Source organism: Streptomyces sp. NPDC045026, from assembly GCF_056432625.1.
Genome location: NZ_JBWKIS010000002.1, coordinates 1 through 15,696, shown reverse-complemented (window position 1 = coordinate 15,696; position 15,696 = coordinate 1). Strand labels below are relative to the sequence as shown.

The 15,696-nt window shown below is 70.9% G+C and carries 10 protein-coding genes and 1 rRNA gene; 6 read left to right on the top strand and 5 right to left on the bottom strand.

The genetic code is table 11. The features are described from left to right. Window positions 1-303: 303 nt before the first annotated feature. On the bottom strand, window positions 304-3,021 hold the full coding sequence (gene ppdK / locus AC07EJ_RS03655) for a pyruvate, phosphate dikinase (RefSeq protein WP_100591850.1): 2,718 nt from the start codon (window positions 3,019-3,021) through the stop codon (window positions 304-306). A gap of 395 nt (window positions 3,022-3,416) precedes the next feature. After that, window positions 3,417-4,652: an ROK family transcriptional regulator gene (locus tag AC07EJ_RS03650; protein WP_389476300.1), complete on the bottom strand. Its 1,236-nt coding sequence runs from the start codon at window positions 4,650-4,652 to the stop codon at window positions 3,417-3,419. Window positions 4,653-4,760: 108 nt separating this feature from the next. Between AC07EJ_RS03650 and AC07EJ_RS03645 the strand changes: the two genes are divergently transcribed. Both AC07EJ_RS03645 and AC07EJ_RS03640 read left to right on the top strand, forming a co-directional pair. Next, entirely contained in the window at window positions 4,761-6,239 is a 1,479-nt protein-coding gene (locus AC07EJ_RS03645) for an MGH1-like glycoside hydrolase domain-containing protein (RefSeq protein WP_478883671.1), read from the top strand. Then, window positions 6,236-8,206: an amylo-alpha-1,6-glucosidase gene (locus AC07EJ_RS03640; RefSeq protein WP_389476304.1), complete on the top strand. Its 1,971-nt coding sequence runs from the start codon at window positions 6,236-6,238 to the stop codon at window positions 8,204-8,206. The genes AC07EJ_RS03645 and AC07EJ_RS03640 overlap by 4 nt, the downstream gene beginning before the upstream one ends. Window positions 8,207-8,308: 102 nt before the next feature. Here AC07EJ_RS03640 and dusB read toward each other — a convergent pair whose 3' ends face one another. Then, window positions 8,309-9,439 carry a tRNA dihydrouridine synthase DusB gene (gene dusB, locus AC07EJ_RS03635; protein ID WP_389476306.1) on the bottom strand — a complete coding sequence of 377 codons (1,131 nt, stop codon included), beginning with the start codon at window positions 9,437-9,439 and terminating at the stop codon, window positions 8,309-8,311. Between the two features lie 126 nt (window positions 9,440-9,565). On the opposite strand from dusB, the gene AC07EJ_RS03630 reads away from it, so the two are divergent. After that, a complete protein-coding gene (locus AC07EJ_RS03630) occupies window positions 9,566-11,035 on the top strand; it encodes an MFS transporter (protein ID WP_389476308.1) in 1,470 nt (489 codons plus the stop codon). On the opposite strand, the gene AC07EJ_RS03625 is transcribed toward AC07EJ_RS03630, so the two are convergent. Continuing rightward, window positions 11,005-11,964, bottom strand: coding sequence for a helix-turn-helix transcriptional regulator (locus AC07EJ_RS03625; protein ID WP_389476310.1), 960 nt, complete (start codon window positions 11,962-11,964; stop codon window positions 11,005-11,007). The two genes, AC07EJ_RS03630 and AC07EJ_RS03625, sit on opposite strands and share 31 nt — an antisense overlap. Before the next feature lie 101 nt (window positions 11,965-12,065). Between AC07EJ_RS03625 and AC07EJ_RS03620 the strand changes: the two genes are divergently transcribed. The 3 genes from AC07EJ_RS03620 (at window position 12,066) to AC07EJ_RS03610 (ending at window position 15,308) form a co-directional block, all read left to right on the top strand. Then, a complete protein-coding gene (locus AC07EJ_RS03620; RefSeq protein WP_478883670.1) occupies window positions 12,066-13,523 on the top strand; it encodes an MFS transporter in 1,458 nt (485 codons plus the stop codon). 135 nt (window positions 13,524-13,658) lie between these two features. After that, entirely contained in the window at window positions 13,659-14,693 is a 1,035-nt protein-coding gene (locus tag AC07EJ_RS03615; protein ID WP_389476314.1) for an aldo/keto reductase, read from the top strand. Between the two features lie 24 nt (window positions 14,694-14,717). Further along, on the top strand, window positions 14,718-15,308 hold the full coding sequence (locus AC07EJ_RS03610) for a TetR/AcrR family transcriptional regulator (RefSeq protein ID WP_389476316.1): 591 nt from the start codon (window positions 14,718-14,720) through the stop codon (window positions 15,306-15,308). Window positions 15,309-15,417: 109 nt separating this feature from the next. Here the strand turns inward: AC07EJ_RS03610 and rrf are convergent. Next, window positions 15,418-15,534 (bottom strand): 5S ribosomal RNA (gene rrf, locus AC07EJ_RS03605). Window positions 15,535-15,696 lie beyond the last annotated feature (162 nt).

Below are 15,696 nucleotides of genomic sequence, written 5' to 3'. Positions count from 1 at the left end.
ACACCACTTGCCTCCCGGGCCTCACAAGGGAGCGGACATCACAGAACCCCCAAGACCGCCCGCCCCCGCGCACTTTCACACGCACACGCACACCGTCGTCGTCGCCGCGGTCGGTCGGTCGGCCGACCGACCGACCGACCGACCGACCGACCGACACACGAAAGGGCGACACCCCCCGCACAAGGGGTACCGCCCTCTCCTTCGGTGCACCGGAGCCGTTGTCTTTCGTGAGGGTCGGGCACCCAGACAACGGCCCCGGAGTATTGCGGACCGGTTCCTACCGGTCGTCCCTACTGGTGGTCCCTACCGGTGGTCGCTGCCCGTCGACGTCGACGCGGCACGGCCGGCCTCGAGGCGGGCGACCGGGATACGGAACGGGGAGCAGGAGACGTAGTCCAGGCCGACCTCGTGGAAGAAGTGGACCGACTCCGGGTCGCCGCCGTGCTCGCCGCAGACGCCGAGCTTGAGGTCGGGCCGCGTGGCGCGGCCGGCCTCCACGGCATTGCGTACGAGGCTGCCGACGCCGTCCTTGTCGATGGTCTCGAACGGCGAGACCCCGAAGATGCCCTTCTCCAGGTACGCCGTGAAGAACGAGGCCTCCACGTCGTCGCGGGAGAAGCCCCATACGGTCTGCGTCAGGTCGTTCGTGCCGAAGGAGAAGAACTCCGCGGCCTCGGCGATCTGCCCGGCCGTCAGCGCGGCGCGCGGCAGCTCGATCATCGTGCCGAGCGCCAGCTTCAGCTCGACGCCGGTCTGCTCCTGCACCTCGGCGATGACCTGCTCGGCCTCCTCGCGGACGATCTCCAGCTCCTGGACGGTGCCCACGAGCGGAATCATGATCTCGGCGCGCGGGTCGCCCTTGGCGTTCTTGCGCTCGGCCGCGGCCTCGGCGATGGCCCGTACCTGCATGGCGAACAGGCCCGGGATCACGAGGCCGAGACGGACACCGCGCAGGCCCAGCATCGGGTTCTGCTCGTGCAGGCGGTGCACGGCCTGGAGGAGGCGCAGGTCGTTCTCGTTGGCGTCCTGGCGGGACTCGGCGAGCGCGACGCGCACCGACAGCTCGGTGATGTCGGGCAGGAACTCGTGCAGCGGCGGGTCGAGCAGGCGCACCGTCACCGGGAGCCCGTCCATCGCCTCGAACAGCTCGACGAAGTCCTTCTTCTGGAGCGGCAGGAGCTCCTTGAGGGCCTCCTCGCGCTCCGTGTCCGTGTCGGCGAGGATCAGGTGCTCGACCATCTCGCGGCGCTCACCGAGGAACATGTGCTCGGTGCGGCACAGGCCGATGCCCTGCGCGCCGAAGCGGCGGGCGCGCAGCGCGTCCTCGGCGTTGTCCGCGTTGGCGCGCACCCGCAGCCGGCGGACGCGGTCCGCGTACGCCATGATCCGGTGCACGGCGCCGACGAGCTCGTCGGCGTCGTCGGCGCCGGCGTGCATGCGGCCCTCGAAGTACTCGACGACCGGGGACGGGACGACCGGCACCTCACCGAGGTAGACCTTGCCGGTGGAGCCGTCGATGGAGACGACGTCGCCCTCCTCGATGACCTGCCCGCCGACCGTCATCCGGCGGCGCTTGGTGTCGACCTCGAGGTCCTCGGCGCCGCAGACACAGGTCTTGCCCATGCCGCGGGCGACGACGGCGGCGTGCGACGTCTTGCCGCCACGCGAGGTGAGGATGCCCTCGGCGGCGATCATGCCGTCGAGGTCGTCGGGGTTGGTCTCGCGGCGGATCAGGATGACCTTCTCGCCCGAACGCGACCACTTGACGGCGGTGTACGAGTCGAAGACGGCCTTGCCGACCGCGGCGCCCGGCGAGGCGGCGATGCCGCGGCCGATCTTCTCGACCTTCGCGTTCTCGTCGAAGCGCGGGAACATCAGCTGCGCGAGCTGGGCGCCCGTGACGCGCTGGAGCGCCTCGGCCTCGTCGATGAGGCCCTGGTCGACGAGCTGCGTCGCGATGCGGAAGGCGGCACCGGCGGTGCGCTTGCCGACGCGGGTCTGCAGCATCCACAGCTGGCCGCGCTCGATCGTGAACTCGATGTCGCAGAGGTCCCTGTAGTGGGTCTCGAGCGTCTCCATGATCTGCATGAGCTGGTCGTACGACTTCTTGTCGATCGACTCGAGCTCGGCGAGCGGCACGGTGTTGCGGATACCCGCGACGACGTCCTCGCCCTGCGCGTTCTGGAGGTAGTCGCCGTACACGCCCTGGTGGCCGGAGGCGGGGTCGCGGGTGAAGGCGACGCCGGTGCCGGAGTCGGGGCCGAGGTTGCCGAAGACCATGGAACAGATGTTGACCGCGGTGCCGAGGTTGCCGGGGATGCGCTCCTGGCGGCGGTAGAGCTTGGCGCGGTCGGTGTTCCAGGAGTCGAAGACCGCGTGGATGGCGAGGTCCATCTGCTCGCGCGGGTCCTGCGGGAAGTCCCGGCCGGCCTCGGTCTTCACGATCTTCTTGAAGCGGGTGACCAGCTTCTTGAGGTCGGAGGCGTCGAGGTCGGTGTCGACCGTGACCTTCTTGGCCGCCTTGGCCTTGTCGAGGGCGTCCTCGAAGAGCTCTCCGTCGACGTCCAGGACGGTCTTGCCGAACATCTGGATGAGGCGGCGGTAGGAGTCCCACGCGAACCGCTCGTCGCCGGACTGCTTGACCAGGCCGAGGACGGACTTGTCGGAGAGCCCGATGTTGAGGACGGTGTCCATCATGCCGGGCATGGAGAACTTCGCGCCCGAACGGACCGACACCAGAAGGGGGTTGTCGGCCTGGCCGAGCTTCTTGCCCATCTTCTGCTCAAGGGCGTCGAGGTGCGCACTCACCTCGTCACGCAGTGCCACCGGCTCATCGCCACTGTCGAGGTAGACCTTGCAGGCCTCGGTGGTGATGACGAAGCCGGGAGGAACCGGCAGACCGAGGTTGGTCATCTCCGCGAGGTTCGCCCCCTTCCCGCCGAGGAGGTCCTTGAGGTCCTTGTTCCCCTCGGTGAAGTCGTAAACGAACTTCACTACGTGGGGATCTTTGTTTTCCGACACGGGTCTCGACTCCTCGATGACTCGGTGGCTGCCCTGACGGCGAGGAACATACCCAGATCGAAGGCATCTGGGTACGTCCACTTGTGCGTCATACGGCCGTAACCACCCGTCCGCCGCTAGATCGAAAGTAACTAATGGGTAGCGGCATCTTCGACCTTGTCTTCACTTCTTGAAGACACAACCCCCCGTAGGCCCGGGATTTCGCTCGGATGAGCGAGCTCCATACTCATCTGAGTTCAAGTCGTAAATGATCGACCGGTGGCACTCAGTGCCATGCCTTAGAAATGTACAGCCGCCCTCAAAGTGCTCATCTGAGCGCCACCCCTATCAGGGGTGGCGAGAATCACGCCGTTTCCGGACCCCACGATGTCAGCATCCGGACGGAATGCGGGCGTTCACAGGCCGAGCGCCACGAGCCGTTCCTCCGCCCGGTCCGGCGCGTACAGGTGCTCCACGACCAGCGCACCGGCCCCCACCAGCGCGGACCTCTCGCCGAGCCGCGCGGTGACCACGTCCAGATGAGCGGTGGAGCGCGGCAGGGCCCGCTGGTAGAGCAGTTCGCGTACGCCCGTGAGGAAGGGGGTTCCGGCCAGATCCCCCGCGATCATCAGGACCCCCGGGTTGAGCAGGGTCACCACCGTCGCCAGCACCTCACCCACGCTGCGCCCGGCCTCCCGTGCCAGGCGCACCGCCTCCGGGTGCCCCTCGGCGAGCAGCTCGCGCACATCTGAGCCCGACTCCGCCGGCACCCCGGCCTCGGTGAGTCGCCGCGCGAGCGCGCGCCCGCTGGCGACGGCGGCCAGACACCCGTACGAGCCGCACCGGCACAGCGTGCCCGCGCCCTCGGGCACCCGTATGTGCCCTATGTCGCCCGCTCCCCCGTCGATGCCCCGGTAGATCTGGCCGCCGACGACGACGCCCGCGCCGATGCCGGTGGACACCTTGACGAGGGCGAAGGCCGCGCAGTCCGGGTGGCCGGTGCGCTGCTCGCCGTAGGCCATCAGGTTGGCGTCGTTCTCGACGAGAACGGGCACGTCGGCTGCGTCGGCCGCGCCGCCCGTCCCCTCGGCGAAGGCGCGGCCCAGGCGGCTCCTGATGTCGTAGCCGTCCCAGCCCGGCATGATCGGCGGCTGCACGGCACGGCCCGTGGCGATGTCGACGGGCCCTGGCACGCCGACCCCGATGCCGCACACCGCGCCCGCGGGCCGCGCCGCCTCCTTCAGCAGTCCGGCGAACCAGCCGCCGAGCGCCCCGAGCACCTGCTCCGGCCCCTCGTCGACGGAGAGGGCGCCGGAGCGCTCGGCAAGCAGCTCGCCGGTGAGCGTGAGCACGGCGGCGCGCGCGTGCCGGGTGTCGAGGGAGACGGCGAGCACGACCGCGTGGGCGTCGTCGAACTCCAGGCGCAGGGAGGGCCGCCCGCCCGTGGGCGACGCGCCCGCGGTGCCCGCGCCCTCGCGCAGCCAGCCCGCCCGGAAGAGCCGGTCGAGGCGCTGGCCGACCGTTGCCCTGGAGAGACCGGTGGCCTCCTGGAGCGCGCCGCGCGTGGTCGCCCGGCCGCTGCGCACGAGGTGCAGCAGATCCCCGGCGCGCGCCAGGCTCCGCGGCCGCTCTCTCGTCCGGTCCCCGGCCATTCGCACCCCTTGCGTTCATCAACTGCGCGTTACATATTGGGTTTTGCTGGTTAAGTAGACGTAACTCTATGCTGGATACGGCTCAACTGACAGACCGTGGGAGTTCGCGTGGACCGCACAACCCGGCGGACCGGTGCGGCTGAGCGCCGCGCTTCCGTAGCCGCCGCCACGCCCTCAGGCGCGCGGGCCGCGCTGCGCGAGCGGGCGGCGCGGGTCCTGGAGACGAACTGGACGGGCACGTCCACGGTCCCCTCCCGCACCCTCTATCCGCACCAGTGGTCATGGGACTCCGCGTTCGTCGCCATCGGATCGCGTCATGTGTCGCCGCTGCGCGCCCAGTTGGAACTGGAGACGCTGTTCGACGCGCAGTGGGGCGACGGCCGGGTGCCGCACATCGTGTTCAACCCCGCTGTCCCTCTGGATGCCTACTTCCCCAGCCCCGACTTCTGGCGCTCCTCCACCCAGGGCCGGGCGGCCGGTGCGCCGCGCTCCGTGCAGACCTCCGGCATCGTGCAGCCGCCGGTGCACGCGCTGGCCGCGTGGCTCGTGCACCGCGCCGACCCCGGCCTGTCCCGCTCCCGCTCGTTCCTGGCCCGCATCCATCCGAAGCTCGCGGCCTGGCACCGTTACCTCCTGCACCGCAGGGACCTGGGCGGAGGCGGTCTCGCCTCGGTGGTGCACCCCTGGGAGCAGGGCATGGACAACAGCCCCTGCTGGGACGCCCCGCTGAGCCGGATCGCCCCGGCCCCCGCACGCGCGTTCCACCGCGCCGACCTGGAGCACGGCGCGGCCGACGACCGGCCCACCGACCTCGACTACGGCCGGTACGTGCGCCTGGCGACGGACTACCGGGACGGACAGTACGCCGACCGCACTGCCGGGCAGGGCGGCTTCGCCGTCGAGGACCCGTCCTTCAACGCCCTCCTGATCGCCTCCGAACACGCCCTCGCCCGCATCGCCTGCGAACTCGGCGCCGCGGGCACGGCCCGCCACGCCCGCGCCGAACGCCTCACGGCAGCGCTGGTCGAGCGCCTGTGGGACCCGGCCACCGGCATGTTCTTCTGCCGCGACCTGCGTGGCGAGACCGACGGGCACCACACCTCCCGCGCACCGGGCCACGACACACCCCGAACCGCCGGCCGGTCCTCACCCCCCGCCCTGATCCCCGAGTACGGCGTCTCGGGCCTGATCCCCCTCATCCTGCCGACGCTCCCCCGGCACGTGAGCGTCGCACTGCTGCGCACCGCCCGCGGCCCCCGCTTCGGCCTCGGCACCACCGTGCGGCTCGTGCCGAGTTACGACCTGACGGGACCGGCCTTCGACCCGCAGCGCTACTGGCGCGGACCGGCCTGGTTCAACACGAACTGGCTGATCGAGCGCGGCCTGCGGCTGCACGGCGAGCAGGCGGAGGCGGAGCGCCTGCGCACCGCGCTGCTCGACACGGCGCTCGACACGGCCTTCGCCGAATACGTGGATCCGTACACGGGGCGCGGCTGCGGCGCGCGCGGCTTCGCCTGGAGCGCCGCGCTCGCCCTGGATCTGCTGCAGGAGCCGCGGAAGCGGCACGAGGGAGGAACCTGGGGATGACGGACCGACATCAGCATCAACTGCTCGTGCGGGGCGCCACGTTCGCGGCGATCGGCCCGGGCGGTGACATCAGCGGCGTACGCGGTTCCGGCTCGCCCGACGGCCTGTTCGTACGCGACGGCCGGCACCTCAGCCGCTGGCAGCTCACGGCGGACGGCGCCGCACCCGAGGTGCTCACGCCCGCCGGAGCGCCGGGCCGGGACGCGGCCGGGCGGACCGGCGCCGAGGAGGGTGTGGCGCGCTGTGTGCTGGTGCCGCGCGGCGGACGCCTGGAGCCGCCCGCGTACACGCTCTTCCGTGAACAGGCCGTGGCGGACGGCGCGTTCGTCGAGGCTCTGCGCGTCGTCTCCAATCGCGCGGCGCCGACGACGGTACGGCTCGCGCTGACCGTCGACGCGGACTTCACCGACCAGTTCGAGCTGCGCGCCGACCACCGCACGTACACGAAGACCGGCGCGGTCCGCTCCCGGTCGCCCCTGGAGGACGGCGTCCGGTTCGGCTACCGGCGGGGCGAGTGGCACTCGTCGACGACGGTGACCGCCGAGCCCGCGCCCGACGCCGTCGAGGAGACCGGCACCGGCGCCCGCCGCCTCGTCTGGTCCCTCGAACTGGCCGGTCACGGCACCGCCGACCTGAACCTGCGCGTCGCGGCCCGCCCGCACGGCGCCCCCGGCACCCCGGTGCCCGCGTCCCCCGCCGACGTGACGGCCGAACTCGCCGCGCGCACCGAGGAGTTCACCCGGGACATCGCACTGCCCGCCGCCTGGCCCGGACTCGCGGCAGCATGCACGAAGGGCCTGGCCGACCTGGCCGTGCTCCAGATCCCGGCCACCGGCCCGGACGGCGAGCGGCTGAGCGTGCCGGGCGCGGGCGTCCCCTGGTTCCTCACGCTCCTCGGCCGTGACGCGCTCCTGACCTCCCTGTTCGCCCTCCCCTATCGGCCTGCTCTGGCCGCCGCGACGCTCCCGGTGCTCGCCGCGACGCAGGCCACGGAGTCCACCGAGGGCGCCGTCGCCCAGCCTGGCAAGATCGTCCACGAGGTGCGGCACGGCGAGCTGGCGCACTTCGGCCAGGTCCCGTTCGCCCGCTACTACGGCTCGGTCGACGCGACGCCCCTGTTCCTCGTCCTGCTCGGCGCGTACACGGACCGGACCGGCGACCTGGCCACGGCCCGCCGCCTCGAACCGCACGCGCGGGCCGCCGTCAGCTGGATGCTCGACCACGGCGGCCTCACCTCACGCGGCTATCTCGTCTACCGCGCCGACCGGGGCGGCCTCGCCAACCAGAACTGGAAGGACTCGCCGGGCGCCATCTGCTCGGCCGACGGCAGCCGCCCCACGGGACCCGTGACGGCGGCGGGCGCCCAGGGCTACGCGTACGACGCGCTGCGCCGCACGGCCTCCCTCGCGCGCACGGCCTGGGACGACCCGGTGTACGCGGACCTCCTGGAGCAGGCGGCGGCCGATCTGCGGGACCGTTTCCAGCGGGACTTCTGGATGGCGGACCGGGCGTTCCCCGCGCTCGCCCTGGACGGCGACGGGCGGCACGTCGACGCGCTGGCGTCCGACGCGGGCCACCTCCTGTGGTCGGGCCTGCTCGACAAGGAGTACGGGGAGGTCGTCGGCCGGCGTCTCCTGGAGCCGGACTTCTTCTCCGGCTGGGGGGTTCGCACGCTCGCGGCGGAGCAGCCCGCGTACCACCCGCTCTCCTACCACCGGGGCTCGGTGTGGCCGCACGACAACGCGCTGATCGCGCTCGGGCTCGCCCGCTACGGGCTGCACGACGAGGCGCGGACGGTGGCGCACGCGCTGGTGGAGGCCGCGACGGCGTCCGGCCACCGGCTGCCCGAGGTGCTCGCCGGGTACGCGCGGGAGGCGTACCCGGCGCCCGTCCCGTATCCGCACGCGTGCGAGCGGGAGTCACGCTCGGCGGCGGCTCCGCTCGCACTGCTCACGGCGGTCTTCTAGGACTTTCAGCCGGTCGCGGCGTTTGAGCGACCGGGGGTCCGGGGGCAGAGCTCCCGGTTTCGGGAAGGGGCGGGGTGGGGGAAGACAGCTCCCCGCGACCCGTCACCCCCCGGACGTGTCCAGCTCCGCGTCCTCGCTGACACCGGCGCAGTCCCACGGGTCCTTGAGCCAGCCGTCCGGCAGCACCACCCGGTTGTTGCCGGACGTACGGCCGCGAGGCCCGTCCGCGCCCACGGGCCAGGACTGGTCGAGGTCCAGCTCGTCGAGCCCCGCGCGCAGCTCGGCGAGCGACGACGTGACGGCGAGGCGCTTGCGCATCTCGGAGCCGACCGAGAAGCCCTTCAGGTACCAGGCCACGTGCTTGCGGAAGTCGATGACACCGCGCGCCTCGTCACCGATCCACTCACCGAGGAGCCCGGCGTGCCGCACCATCGCCTCGGCGACCTTGCGCAGGTCGGGCGCGGCGGGCGAGCCCGTGCCCTCGAACGCGGCGACGAGATCCCCGAACAGCCACGGCCGCCCCAGGCAGCCGCGCCCCACCACGACACCGTCGCAGCCGGTCTCGCGCATCATCCGCAGCGCGTCGTCGGCGCACCAGATGTCGCCGTTGCCGAGGACGGGGATCTCCGGGACGTGCTCCTTCAGGCGGGCGATGGCGTCCCAGTCGGCCGTGCCGCCGTAGTGCTGTGCCGCGGTGCGCCCGTGCAGGGCGATCGCGGTGACGCCCTCCTCGACGGCGATCCGGCCGGCGTCGAGGAACGTGATGTGGTCGTCGTCGATGCCCTTGCGCATTTTCATCGTGACCGGCAGGTCCCCGGCCCCGCTGACGGCCTCCTTCAGGATGGCCCGCAGCAGATTCCGCTTGTACGGGAGCGCGGAGCCGCCGCCCTTGCGCGTCACCTTCGGGACCGGGCAGCCGAAGTTCAGGTCGATGTGATCCGCGAGATCCTCTTCGGCGATCATCCGGACGGCCTTGCCCACCGTCGCCGGGTCGACGCCGTACAGCTGGATCGACCGGGGCTGCTCGCTCGCGTCGAAGCGGATGAGCTGCATGGTCTTCTCGTTGCGCTCGACCAGCGCCCGCGTCGTGATCATCTCGCTCACGAAGAGGCCCTTGCCGCCGGAATACTCCCGGCACAGGGTGCGGAAGGGCGCGTTCGTGATCCCGGCCATGGGCGCGAGGACCACGGGCGGCTGCACGAGGTGCGGACCGATGGTGAGCTGCTGGGACATCGGGCTGGCTCTCCGGAAATGTGGGCGGGCGGACAGGGGCAGTTCTCCATTGTCCCCCACCTGGCGGGCACCCCGGTCCCCCACCTGGCGGGCGCCCTCTCCCACGGTCGGGCTACCGTCGGATACATGCCCCCTCCACTGACGCAGCGCCGGCGAATGCTCGTCCTCGCGATCTGCTGCATGAGCCTGCTGATCGTCAGCCTCGACAACACCGTCCTGAACGTCGCGCTGCCGAGCATGCAGAAGGAATTCGGCGCGAGCGTCTCCGGCATGCAGTGGACCATCGACGCGTACACGCTGGTCCTCGCCTCACTCCTGATGCTCGCGGGCTCGACGGCCGACCGGATCGGGCGCCGAAGGATCTTCAAGGCGGGCCTGGTGATCTTCACCGTGGGCTCGCTGCTGTGCTCCGTGGCGCCGAACCTGGAGTCCCTCATCGCGTTCCGCATGATCCAGGCGGTCGGCGGCTCGATGCTCAACCCCGTCGCCATGTCGATCATCACCAACACGTTCACCGAACCCCGCGAACGCGCTCGGGCCATCGGCGTCTGGGGCGGCGTCGTCGGCATCTCCATGGCCGCGGGCCCCATCGTGGGCGGTGTCCTCGTCGACTCGGTCGGCTGGCGCTCCATCTTCTGGATCAACCTGCCGGTGGGCCTCGCCGCCCTCCTGCTGACCATGCGCTACGTCCCCGAGTCCCGCGCCCCCAAGCCGCGCCGACCCGACCCGGTCGGCCAGCTCCTCGTCATGACCCTCCTCGGCTCACTCACCTACGCGATCATCGAGGCCCCCGCAGCGGGCTGGACGTCCCCCGTCATCATGACGTTCGCCCTGCTCGCCCTCGCGGCCCTCATCGGCCTGATCGGCTACGAACCGCGCCGCGCCGAACCCCTCATCGACCTGCGCTTCTTCCGCTCGGCGCCCTTCAGCGGCGCCACCGTCATAGCGATCAGCGCCTTCGCCTCGCTCGGCGGCTTCCTGTTCCTGTCGACGCTCTACCTGCAGAACGTACGCGGCCTCGACGCCCTGGACGCCGGCCTGTGGATGCTGCCGATGGCGGCCATGACCCTGGTGTGCGCCCCGCTCTCCGGCCGCCTCGTCGGCAGCCGCGGACCCAGGATCCCGCTGCTCGTCGCGGGCATCGCGATGACCGCGAGCGGCATCCTGTTCGCCGCGTTCGAGGCGGAGACGTCGAACGTGACCCGGTTCATCGGCTACGTCCTGTTCGGCCTCGGCTTCGGCTTCGTCAACTCCCCCATCACCAACACCGCCGTCTCCGGCATGCCCCGCACCCAGGCCGGCGTCGCCGCCGCGGTCGCCTCCACCAGCCGGCAGATCGGCCAGACCCTCGGCGTCGCCGTCATCGGCGCGGTCCTCGCGTCGGGCGTCGGGTCGGCCGTCGGTACGTCCTCGTACGCGACCAAGTTCGTCGACGCGAGCCGCGGCGGCTGGTGGGTCATCGTGGGCTGCGGCGTCGCCGTCCTCCTGGTCGGCCTCCTCACCAGCGGCCGCTGGGCGCGCCGCACCGCACAGCGCACCGCCCGCTGCCTGCAGGAGCCGGAGATTCAGGAGGCCACGGCGGGCGCCAGCTCCTGAAGCCGGTCGAGCCGCTCCCGGGACTCCTCGTCGGCGGGCGTGTACGTCACCAGCCGGGCCCCCTGGTCCGGGCCGAGCCACAGATCGGTGTGGACCAGGGACAGCGGCCCGACATGCGCGTTGCGGAAGTATTTCGTCTTGCTGCGCGTGCCCACCACCTCGTGCAGCTGCCACGCCTCACGGAACTCCGGTGACTCGTCCTCCAGCCGCTTGAGCAGCAACTCCCAGGCGGGTTCGCCGAGATGACCGGCCATCGACCCGCGGAACTTGGCCGCCATCAGCCGGATCGTGTCCTCCAGGAACACGAACGACTTCCGCCACTGCTCGTTCGTGCAGATCAGCACCATGCAGTTGCGGTCCTCGGGCGCCACCGTGTCCAGGTCGCACAGCAGCCGCCCGTACGTGCGGTTGTACGCGAGGATGTCGTAGCGGCTGTTCTGGATGCACGCGGGCAGCGGCTCCAGTTTCTCCAGCATCAGACGCAGCGCCGGCGTGACCGTCTGGCAGCTCGCCGCGGGGGACGGGTCGACGGCCCCGGCGAGCTGGAAGAGATGCGCGCGCTCACTCGCGTCTAGGAGCAGCGTGCGGGCCAGCGCGTCCAGGACCTGCACCGACACCTGGATGTCCCGCGCCTGTTCGAGCCACGTGTACCAGGTGACGCCGACCGCGGACAGTTGTGCGATCTCCTCACGCCGCAGCCCGGGGGTACGCCGACGCCGGCCACGCGGCAGCCCGACCTGCTCGGGGGTGATGCGGGCGCGACGGCTACGCAGAAAGTCGCCGAGCTCATGCCGCCGGATCTCGGACTCCCGCTTGGGCGACTCCCGATTCGGCGACTGCTGCGTGGGCGACGCCGGTGTGGGCCCCGCGGCCTGCCCCTGCCCATGTGTCCGTGCCACTGCCGTCCTCGTCCGCGCCATCGTGGTCATGCCTCCAGCGTGCCGCGCCACAGAGCCTGTTGCCAGGTAGTCCTTCTACCAGGATAAGAACACTCTGGTACCAGTCTGAGAGCCCGACGACGCTGGTACCCATGACCGGAACCGGGACCCGTTCCCTCGCCGTCCACACCACAGCCCGCTCCACCACAGCCCGCTCCGCCACCGCCCCACCGGCACTCGGCGGACTCGGGCTCTTCACCGTGCTTCTCGGCGCTGCGCTCCCCCTCATCGACTTCTTCATCGTGAACGTCGCCCTGCCCACCATCGGCCACGACCTGGCCGCGGGCGAGGCGCTCCTCGAACTCGTCGTCGCCGGCTACGGACTCGCGTATGCCGTCCTGCTCGTCCTCGGCGGCCGGCTCGGCGACCTCTTCGGCCGGCGCAGGCTCTTCCTCGGCGGCATGATCGCCTTCGGCCTGACCTCGCTGGCCTGCGGCCTCGCCCCCGACGCCTGGTCACTCGTGGCCGCGCGCGTCGCCCAGGGCGCCGCGTCGGCCGCGATGCTCCCGCAGGTCCTCGCCACCATCCAGGCCACGACGACGGGCGGGCGCCGGGCGAAGGCCATGGGCCTGTACGGGGCCACGGCGGGCCTGTCCATGGTCGCCGGTCAGATCCTCGGCGGGGTCCTCGTCGCCGCGGACGTCTTCGGGACCGGCTGGCGGTCGGTGTTCCTGGTGAATGTCCCCGTCGTCCTCGTCGCACTCTTCCTGGCGGCCCGCGCCGTCCCCGAAACCCGCTCCCCGCACCCCGAGCCCGTCGACGGCCCCGGCACGGTGCTCCTCGCCGCGTCCCTGCTCACCCTCCTCGCACCCCTGACCGAGGGCAGGGCGGCCGGCTGGCCCCTGTGGACCTGGCTCTCACTCACCGCCTTCCCCTTCCTCGCGTACGCCTTCTACCAGGTGGAACGCCGGGCTGACCGGAACGGCCGCACCCCGCTCGTCCCGCCCAGCCTCTTCGCGCTCGTCTCGCTGCGCCGCGGCCTGATCATGATCGTGCCGTTCTCCATCGGGTTCAGCGGCTTCATGTTCGTGATCGCGGTGGCACTCCAGCAGGGCGAACGCCTCGGCCCCGTACCGGCGGGCCTGGCCCTCGCGCCGATGGCTGTCGTCTTCTTCGCGGTGTCCCTCGCGGGCCCGCGCCTCATCGCCCGGTACGGCACCCGGATCGTCACGGCGGGCGGCATCATCCAGGGCGTCGGCGTCGCCCTCATCGCCCTCGCGACCTGGCGGACCTGGCCCGACCTGGGCGTCCTCGAGCTGATGCCGGGCGCCGCACTCGCGGGCGCGGGCCAGGCGCTCCAACTCCCGATCCTCTTCCGGATCATCCTGTCCGAGGTCCCGACGGCGCGGGCGGGCGTGGGCAGCGGCGTCATGATCACCGCCCAGCAGTCGGCACTGGCACTGGGCGTCGCCACGCTCGGCTCCCTCTTCCTCACCCTGACCCCGAACCTGGGCATGCGAGACGCGCTGGTGACGACCCTGCTGGCGCAACTGGCGGGCATCGCCCTGACAACAGCACTGAGCGTGCGACTGCCACGAGTGGTGGGGTGAGGCGACAGGCGAGAGACCACAGCTGACGCATGACAGATGACAGATATTGAAATCTGTCATCTGTCATGCCATCGTGGATAGGGAGATACCGAACCATCGAACCGGCGACACCCATCCACATCCAAGGAGCGCCTGATGTCCCCCACCACCCCCGCCTCCCCGACTCTCCACCCCCGCTCCCTAGGCTCCACCGGTCCCGAGGTCTCGGCCATCGGGCTCGGCTGCATGGGGATGTCCGCGCTCTACGGCGAGGCCGACCGGGGCGAGTCCATCGCCACCATCCACGCGGCCCTCGACGCCGGCGTCACCCTGCTCGACACCGGGGACTTCTACGCGATGGGGCACAACGAGATGCTCATCGGGGAGGCCCTGCGGACCGCCCCCGCCGCATCCCGCGAGAAGGCGCTGACCAGCGTGAAATTCGGCGCTCTGCGAGACCCGGACGGCGGCTGGTCCAGCTACGACGGGCGGCCTGCCGCGGTGAAGAACTTCGCGGCGTACTCGCTCCAGCGCCTCGGCGTCGACCACATCGACGTCTACCGGATCGCCCGTATCGACCCCGACGTACCGGTCGAAGAGACCATCGGCGCCATCGCCGAACTCGTCGAGAAGGGACACGTCAGGCACATCGGCCTGAGCGAGGTCGGCGCCGACACGATCCGGCGGGCCGCGGCCACCGCCCCCATCTCCGATCTGCAGATCGAGTACTCCCTGATCTCCCGCGGCATCGAGGACGCGATCCTGCCGGTCACCCGCGAGCTCGGGATCGGCATCACGGCGTACGGGGTCCTGTCACGCGGCCTCATCTCCGGGCACTTCGGCCGCGACCGCAAGCTCGCCGCGAACGACTTCCGCGGGATGAGCCCGCGCTTCCAGGGCGAGAACCTCCAGCACAATCTCGACCTCGTCGAGTCGCTGCGCAAGATCGCCGAGCAGAAGGGCGCCAGCGTCGCGCAGGTCGCCATCGCCTGGGTGCTCAGCCGCGGCGACGACATCGTGCCGCTGGTCGGCGCCCGTCGCAGGGACCGGCTGACGGAGGCGCTCGGCGCCCTCGACGTCAGCCTGGACACGGCGGACCTCACCGCGATCGAGGAGGCCGTTCCCGCCGGTGCCGCCGCCGGCGACCGCTACCCGGAGGCACAGATGGCACACCTCGACAGCGAGCGCTGATCACCGCCCGGTACGGTCGGCATCATGGCAACCGAGACCCTGACCACCGAGCGCATCCTCGAGGTGACCGAGGAGGTCCTGCGCCGCCACGGTCCCGCGAAGGCGACCGTCGTCGACGTGGCCCGCGCGCTCGGCGTCAGCCACGGCAGTGTCTACCGGCATTTCGGCACCAAGGCACAGCTGCGCGAGGCGGTCACGAAGCGCTGGCTCGACCGCACCACGGACGAGCTGCAACTGCTGATGGCAGATGGGTCGCTGTCGTCGCCCGCCCTGTTGCGGCAATGGTTCTCGACGCTGTTCGCGGCCAAGCGCCGCAAGGCGGGCGACGATCCGCAGCTCTTCGCCACCTACCAAGTTCTGATCAGCGAGAACAGCCGGGTGGTCGAACTCCACGTCGGTGAGCTGATCACGCAGCTGGACCACATCATTCAAGACGGCGTCGCCAAGGGGCAGTTCCGCCTTCCGCACGCCGACCCCGCTCTGACGGCCCGCGCGGTATTCGACGCGACCAATCGCTTCCACGATCCGGCGTACGCGGGTGAGTGGCAGAAGGCCGGCATCGACGCGGAGTTCAATGCCCTCACGGATCTCGTTCTCCGCGGCCTGGACGCCTGACTGCACCCCGCACCGTATTCGGCGCGCAGCATTCGGCGTAACCGACCCTAAACGCAGAAAACCCCCGTAACAGGATTCTCATCCGTTACGGGGGTTTTCTTCAAAAATAGTTCGGCGGCGTCCTACTCTCCCACAGGGTCCCCCCTGCAGTACCATCGGCGCTGTGAGGCTTAGCTTCCGGGTTCGGAATGTAACCGGGCGTTTCCCTCACGCTATGACCACCGAAACACTATGAAACTGTCAACCGCACCACGCTCTGTGACAAACGTGGGGTTGTTCGTGGTTTCAGAACCAACACAGTGGACGCGAGCAACTGAGGACAAGCCCTCGGCCTATTAGTACCAGTCACCTCCACCCGTTACCGGGCTTCCAGATCTGGCCTATCAAC

Coding starts and splice junctions, on each gene's coding strand:
- AC07EJ_RS03650 (WP_389476300.1), bottom strand. CDS start 4,652: ATGGCCGGGGACCGGACGAGAGAGCGGCCGCGGAGCCTGGCGCGCGCC.
- AC07EJ_RS03640 (WP_389476304.1), top strand. CDS start 6,236: ATGACGGACCGACATCAGCATCAACTGCTCGTGCGGGGCGCCACGTTC.
- dusB (WP_389476306.1), bottom strand. CDS start 9,439: ATGTCCCAGCAGCTCACCATCGGTCCGCACCTCGTGCAGCCGCCCGTG.
- AC07EJ_RS03630 (WP_389476308.1), top strand. CDS start 9,566: ATGCCCCCTCCACTGACGCAGCGCCGGCGAATGCTCGTCCTCGCGATC.
- AC07EJ_RS03625 (WP_389476310.1), bottom strand. CDS start 11,964: ATGACCACGATGGCGCGGACGAGGACGGCAGTGGCACGGACACATGGG.
- AC07EJ_RS03620 (WP_478883670.1), top strand. CDS start 12,066: ATGACCGGAACCGGGACCCGTTCCCTCGCCGTCCACACCACAGCCCGC.
- AC07EJ_RS03615 (WP_389476314.1), top strand. CDS start 13,659: ATGTCCCCCACCACCCCCGCCTCCCCGACTCTCCACCCCCGCTCCCTA.
- AC07EJ_RS03610 (WP_389476316.1), top strand. CDS start 14,718: ATGGCAACCGAGACCCTGACCACCGAGCGCATCCTCGAGGTGACCGAG.